This is a genomic window from Mycobacterium sp. NPDC003449 (genome assembly GCF_053588415.1).
Window position 1 is genome coordinate 1 of sequence record NZ_JBSFPX010000287.1, and the last position, 6,362, is coordinate 6,362.

At 66.3% G+C, this 6,362-nt stretch carries 5 protein-coding genes and 1 pseudogene; 5 read left to right on the forward strand and 1 reads right to left on the reverse strand.

All coding sequences use genetic code 11. The features are described 5' to 3' along the window. Nucleotides 1–165 precede the first annotated feature (165 nt). The 5 genes from ACWDTP_RS36570 (at nt 166) to ACWDTP_RS36590 (ending at nt 5,505) form a co-directional block, all read left to right on the forward strand. Nucleotides 166–1,464, forward strand: a complete 1,299-nt coding sequence (locus tag ACWDTP_RS36570; RefSeq protein ID WP_450028105.1) for an MFS transporter — start codon at nt 166–168, stop codon at nt 1,462–1,464. Between the two features lie 53 nt (nt 1,465–1,517). Beyond that, the gene (locus tag ACWDTP_RS36575) at nt 1,518–2,684 is read left to right on the forward strand and encodes a PucR family transcriptional regulator (RefSeq protein WP_450028106.1); all 1,167 of its coding nucleotides are present in this window, start codon (nt 1,518–1,520) and stop codon (nt 2,682–2,684) included. A gap of 128 nt (nt 2,685–2,812) precedes the next feature. Further along, the gene (locus ACWDTP_RS36580) at nt 2,813–3,619 is read left to right on the forward strand and encodes an SDR family NAD(P)-dependent oxidoreductase (protein ID WP_450028107.1); all 807 of its coding nucleotides are present in this window, start codon (nt 2,813–2,815) and stop codon (nt 3,617–3,619) included. Nucleotides 3,620–3,661: 42 nt separating this feature from the next. Then, complete coding sequence (locus ACWDTP_RS36585; RefSeq protein WP_450028108.1) at nt 3,662–4,480, forward strand: alpha/beta fold hydrolase; 819 nt, start codon at nt 3,662–3,664, stop codon at nt 4,478–4,480. Next, nucleotides 4,477–5,505 carry a hypothetical protein gene (locus tag ACWDTP_RS36590; protein ID WP_450028109.1) on the forward strand — a complete coding sequence of 343 codons (1,029 nt, stop codon included), beginning with the start codon at nt 4,477–4,479 and terminating at the stop codon, nt 5,503–5,505. The genes ACWDTP_RS36585 and ACWDTP_RS36590 overlap by 4 nt, the downstream gene beginning before the upstream one ends. Before the next feature lie 155 nt (nt 5,506–5,660). Here the strand turns inward: ACWDTP_RS36590 and ACWDTP_RS36595 are convergent. Next, nucleotides 5,661–6,362, reverse strand: a pseudogene (locus ACWDTP_RS36595) (hypothetical protein); the annotation flags it as partial.

The following is a 6,362-nucleotide window of genomic DNA, read 5'->3' on the forward strand; positions in this document are numbered from 1 at the left end:
GGCCAGATCCTCGGGTGTGGCCGAAGCGTAGGGCACGCTGGGCGGTAGCGGGCCTATAGACCGGGATCCGTCGAGCTCGGATAGTGGCGTGCACGCCGGAGCCGTCGTCGACCTGTATGGGTCGCAGCGGTAGCCGCGACGAGCCACAGTCACGAGGAGCCACCGATGACGGTCACCACCGGCCTGTCCGCAACGCCGCGGACCAAACCCGTCCGCCAGCTGATGGCGGCGTCCGTCGGCAACGCCGTCGAGTGGTTCGACTGGTACATCTACTCACTGCTCGCGGTGCACTTCGCGGCGGAATTCTTCCCGACGAACGCCGACCACGCACTCGTCCCGCTTCTCGGCGCCCTCGCGGTCTTCGCGGTCGGGTTCGTCGCCCGGCCGTTCGGCGGGCTGGTCATCGGTGCCTTCGCCGACCGGTACGGGCGCAAGGCCGCGCTCAGTGCGACCGTCATCGGGATGGGGGCAGGCAGCCTGCTCATCGCGGCCGCGCCGACCTACGCACAGGTGGGGGTGCTCGCGCCCGTCATCCTGGTCGTCGCGCGTCTGGTACAGGGCATCTCGGCGGGCGGCGAGCTCTCGGCGAGCGCGGCGTTTCTGGTCGAGTCCGCGCCGGCGGGCCGGCGCGGACTGTTCTCCAGCTTCTTCTACGTCAGCGCCACGACCGCCAATCTGGCTGCGATCGGCATCAGTGTGCTGCTCGTGAGCACCCTCAGTACGGACAGCCTCACCACGTGGGGTTGGCGCATCCCGTTCGCCCTCGGTGCGCTCTTCGCGCTCGCGGGCTTCTGGATCCGTTCGCGCTCCGAGGAGACGTACTCGGCGAAAGCCGCTGAGGGGGCGGCGGAGGGTCGGGCCAAGCCCCGGCGGTTCCGGTTCGTCCGCGAGTACCCGCGCGAGTCGCTGATGGTATTCGGCATGATCGCCGCGTCAGCACTGGTGTACTACGTCTGGACGTCATTCCTCCCGACGTACGCGAACATCACGGTGGGCCTCGACAACACCAAAGGGATGCTCGCCGCGGTGATCGCGCTCGTGTGGTTCATGGCGCTGCAGCCCCTGCTCGGCATGCTCTCGGACCGCATCGGGCGCAAGCCACTCGCCCTGACCTTCGCCGCCGCGTTCACGTTTGGCTCCGTTCCGTTGTTGGGCTCGCTGGACGGCACCTTCGGCAGCCTGCTCGTGGTCCAGTTGGTCGGCCTGACGTTCATCGCCTGCTGGAGTTCCGTCTCGGTGGCCGTGGTGACCGAGCTGTTCCCGGCCGACGTACGCGCGGCCGGCGTCGGATTTCCCTACGCGGCGTCGGTGGCGGTCTTCGGCGGGACTGGTCCCTACGTCGCGACGTGGATCGCCGACCACGGCGACCCGAAGGCGTTCGCGTGGTACGTCGCCGGCGTCTCGCTGTTGAGCTTGGTCGTCTTCGTCTTCATGCCCGAGACGGGCCGTCGATCGCTGCGCTGATCTGACGGCCGTGCCGGCACACCGACGCGAGAGATTCGGGCAGGATGTCGGTGATGGCCCGCGCGACAGAACCGACGACGCCCGACGCCTGGCCGACACCGGCCCTCAGAAGACTCGTCGAGGAGCTCCTGGCCAAGGGCGAGGAGTGGGATGAGGCGGTCGTGCGGGAGGGACGGTCACTCGTTCCCTCCTACGAGTCCGTTCCCACTGCGGCACTGGTCCTCGGCGTACGCCGCAACCGCGACCTTGCCGCCCGAGTGCTCATCAGCGGGGTGGTGCCGGCCACCGAGGACATCACCGAGGCCGATTTCCTGACGTCGGAGCGGTTGCACCACGGTGTCGAGATCCAAGACATCATGGCCGGATTCCGGGTCGTGATCGGTGCGGTCCGGCAGTGGCTGATCGACAACGCACCGGAGTTCGGTGTCGGCAGCGATGAAGCGCTCCAGCTGGCACAGACGCTGTGGCGGCTGAGCGACGCGTTCCTGGCCCGCGCCGCGCTGACATTCCGCCGAGAGGGCATCGCCCAGACTCTCGCCGACGAACAGATGCGGGCGCAGTGGACCCTGGAGCTCCTGGGCGGAACCCTCGACTCCCGGCGGATCGACGAGGGGTGCGACCTCTACGGGTTGGACCGCCACGGTGCGTACCACCCCTTCTACACCGGTGTCCTGCACCATGACCAAGGCTGGCGGGTTCGCCAGGAACTGGGACTGTCGAGTGTCGCCGGCGGGAGTCAAGCCATCGTCGTGCCCGACGGCGGTCGGCTGGTGGGGGTTGTCGCGGTTCCCCCGACCCGCTGCGCGACCGCGGTAGGACTGGGGCCCGCGGTTCGCCTCGAAGCCATGGCGGCGGCGTACATCCTGGCTCAACAGGTCCTCGCCGCCGCGACGCTGTACGCCGTCGACGGTGTACATACCGTCGACACGACGAGCTGGCGGCTGGCGGTACCGGCACACGAGGAGGTCGGTCGAGCCCTGCTCGCGCGATACGTGGAGCCGTTGACGGACCAGGGCGCGTTCGGTGAAGTGATCCTCGACGCTGTCGAAGCCTGGCTCCGTCACGGCCGGAGCATCCCGCAGACGGCGACCGGCATCCACGTGCATGTGAACACCCTGCGCTACCGGCTCGCCCGCTTCGAGACGCTGACCGGGCGACCACTCGACGACACTGAGACCCTGATCGAGCTCAGCTGGGCACTGCTGGCGCGCCGCACCTGACGCTTCGTAAGGGGCTACGAAACACGGGTCGCAACGTTGAGTTCGCGTCCGTAGACCGGGGGTTGGTCGAGGCCTGATAGTGGCAACGGACCGCCAGCCGCCCCGCAAGGCCGAACAGGAGTTGAGACATGAACGAGGTATCCGGCAAGATCGCCGCCGTCGTCGGCGCCGGGTGCGTCGGCGACGAGATCGGCAATGGTCGCGCCACCGCACTCACGCTCGCCCGCGAGGGGGCAGTGGTCGTGTGCGCCGACATCGATGCCGCGTCGGCCGAACGCACCGCCGCGATGATCGTCGACGAGGGTGGGCAAGCTACCGGCGTGCAGCTCGACATCACCGACGAAGCCGCCGTCGCGACGTTCGTCGATGACATCGTCTCCACCCACGGCCGGCTCGATGTGCTCGACAACAACGCGGGAATCGGCGTGATCGGCGGGGTGGTCGACCTCGACCGCGCAGACTGGGACCGGGTTTTCGCCGTCAACGTCACCGGTCCTTATCTGACGATGAAGTACGCGATCCCGCGCATGGTCGCCCAGGGCGGCGGCTCGGTGGTGAACATCTCCTCGATCGCGGGGGTCCGGTTCAGCGGCGTGCCGTACGCGGCCTACTACGCCAGTAAGGCCGCGCTCAACCACCTCACCCGCACCACGGCGGCGGAGTTCGCGGCGAGCAATGTGCGCGTCAACGCCGTCCTGCCCGGGCTGATGAAGACGCCGATGGTGTCGGGAGCCGCGGGGCTCACCGCCGCCTATTCCAGCGCAGACGTCGAGGAGATGTGGGCGACGCGGGACCGGCAGGTACCCATGGGGCACATGGGCACCCCGTGGGATGTGGCGAACGCCGTGCTCTACCTGGCCAGCGACCGAGCGTCGTACGTGACCGGTACCGAGCTGCGGGTCGACGGCGGGATCGCTGTCTATATCAGCAAATAAGGCGCGCAAGCGTGTGTCCGCACACTCACCAGGGGAAGAATCATGCCGTTCGTGCCTGCTCATGACGGAGTCGTACTCCACTACACCAGTACCGGGGCCGGCCGACCTATCGTGCTCGTTCACGGGTGGACGATGAGCAGCCGGGTCTTCCACCGCAACGTCGACGAGCTCGCGCAAGACCATCGAGTGGTGACGGTCGACGTGCGCGGCCACGGCCTTTCGGGACGAGACCTGGTCAACATCTCGTTGAACCAGGCCGCGCGAGATCTGGAGACTGTCCTGGCCCACCTGGATCTCCACGACGTCGTGCTTACGGGCTCGTCCATGGGGATGGGTGTCGTTTACGAGTACATTCAGGTCTTCGGCACCGGCCGCTTGCGGGGCGCGGTGGACGTCGACATGACGCCTTACCTGTTCACGGAGTCGGGCTGGGAGCACGGGCTCTTCGGTAGCTTGGATGCCGCGGCCTCCCTTGTGCTCCAGAACCAACTCCTGACGGACCGCTCCGCCATCACGGCAACCGCCGTCAACACAATGTTCGCCTCGGGAGCGGACGTCGCCCCCGGTGAATGGCAGTTTTGGTACGACGAGTTGACCAACGTCCCGTCGCTCGCGGCACTCGCCCTCTGGGTCTCGTTGACCAGCAACGACTATCGGCCGCTGCTGCCGCACATCGACGTCCCCGTGCTGCTGGCGCACGGTGTGCGCAGCCAGATCTGCCCCACCGCTGTATGGGAGGTCCTTGCCGACGCGATCCCGCGAACCACAACAGTTCTTTTCGAGAACAGCGGTCACACTCCGTTCTTGGAAGAACCCGAACGGTTCAACGCCGAGCTCATCAATTTCATCGGCGGGCTGTGATCCTCCACGACGGGCCGGGCCTGGCCGGCTCGGCCGAGCAACCGGCTGGGGTCATGTACCAGGAAACCGCATCGTGGTTCGATCTTCCTGACGCCATGGACCTCGGCGGCGACGCGGCGGCGGTCACGATCGGTCCGGACGATCTGCTGTACGTCTTCAACCGTGGCCGGGAGCGCATTGTCATTCTCAGTCAGGCGGGGGAGTACCTGGGCGGCTGGGGCGACGCCGACACATATCCGAGACCGCACGGCGCCATGTGCTGTTCCGACGGTGACCTGCTGCTGGTCGATGCGGGCTCGCACGTCGTTGTGAAGGCGCACCGCGACGGCGAGCAGGTGCTGACGATCGGCAGGGAAGGGGTTGCGGCGCCGCTCTACTCGGGTGAGCCGTTCAATCAGCCGACCGACGCTTTGGAGCATCCGCACAGCCGAGACATCTTCGTGGCGGACGGATACGGCAACTCAAGCATCCACCGGTTCGATGCCGCAGGGACGCACATCGCATCGTGGGGTGAGGCGGGCAGTGGCGACACGCAGCTGTCCAACCCGCATGGCATGTGTCTCCTCGACGACGACCATCTCGCGGTATGCGACCGGGAGAACTACCGAATCCAGATCTTCGACCTGACCGGCAATCTGGTCGACAGCTGGCATTGGCACCACCCCAGCGCCATCAGGTTCGTCGGCGATCTCCTGTACATCGCCGAGCTGGGCCCGCCTGCGTACCTGCATGGGAAGATCCCGAAGATGGGCTCCTGCGTGTCCATCTGCACCAAGAGTGGTGAGATCCTCGAGCGGCTGGGCGCCGATCTCCCAGGCTTGGGGACCGGGCAATTCCTGGCCCCACACAGCCTTGCCGTTGACAATGGGGGAACGGTCTACATCGCGGAGGCGAACGCCGCCTATCTCGGCCTGTTGGGTACGCCGGCTTCGCACGCGGAATCCTTGCCGTGCCTTCGGCGTTGGTCCAAGACCCGAGGTACGAGAGCTGACTCCGGAGCCGCCGGTGGCGGGTCACGCCACTGAGCGGCATCATTGACCGGGGTCCACTGGTTCATGGGGGTCGCCAACATCGACGTCGCCCCGGCTGCCCCGCGAACCGAGCGCGTGATGGCAGACGTGAAGAACTTCACCGACGCGTCAACGGTGACGCGCAGTATCTTTCACCGATTTAATGCGGTCTAGACGCTCGCATGTAGTCGGGGGCGGACGAATTGAGGTTTGCCGTTCGGCGGGTCGAGCAGGACGTCGACGGCGTCTTCGTGGGAATACGGCCCTGCGAGTAGCTGCTTGTGGTTGAGCTGCCCGCTGTCAATCAGCGCGAGGACTTCTGGTGCGTTCGCGGTGATGTGGGGCGGCCCGGTGACGATCTTGATGCCCTTGGAATAGAGCGAGAGATAGGGCATCGCAGGCTCGTCGAAGTATACCGAACGTACAACGCAGGTTCCTTCAGGCCGGGTCGAAAGCATGGCGCAGCGCAGGCCTCTCACGTTCGCAGATGCATCGACCGCGAGGTCGAACCGACCATCCACACGCTGGGGATACTCATCGAGGTGCATCGGCGTCGCGCCCAGTTTCGCAGCAAGCAGGCAGCGTCGGGAATCGGTGTCGCAGTACGTTACCCCGGCGGCCCCGAGCGCCACCGCCGATAAGACCACCATGTGACCCAGGCTCGCGGTACCTCCCACCACCAATACCTCAATGTCGGGATGGTGCAAGAGAGTTGGATGGACGGCGTTGTATGCATCGGTCAGGTTATCTGCCGCTGCTGCTGCCAGCACCGGATCAGAGGGTGTCAGATGGTTTGTGTGAGGGCTGTGCTCCCGACTGAAAGCCGAGACACTGATGACCGTGGTGGATAAGAAGCTTGACCGTGAACAACG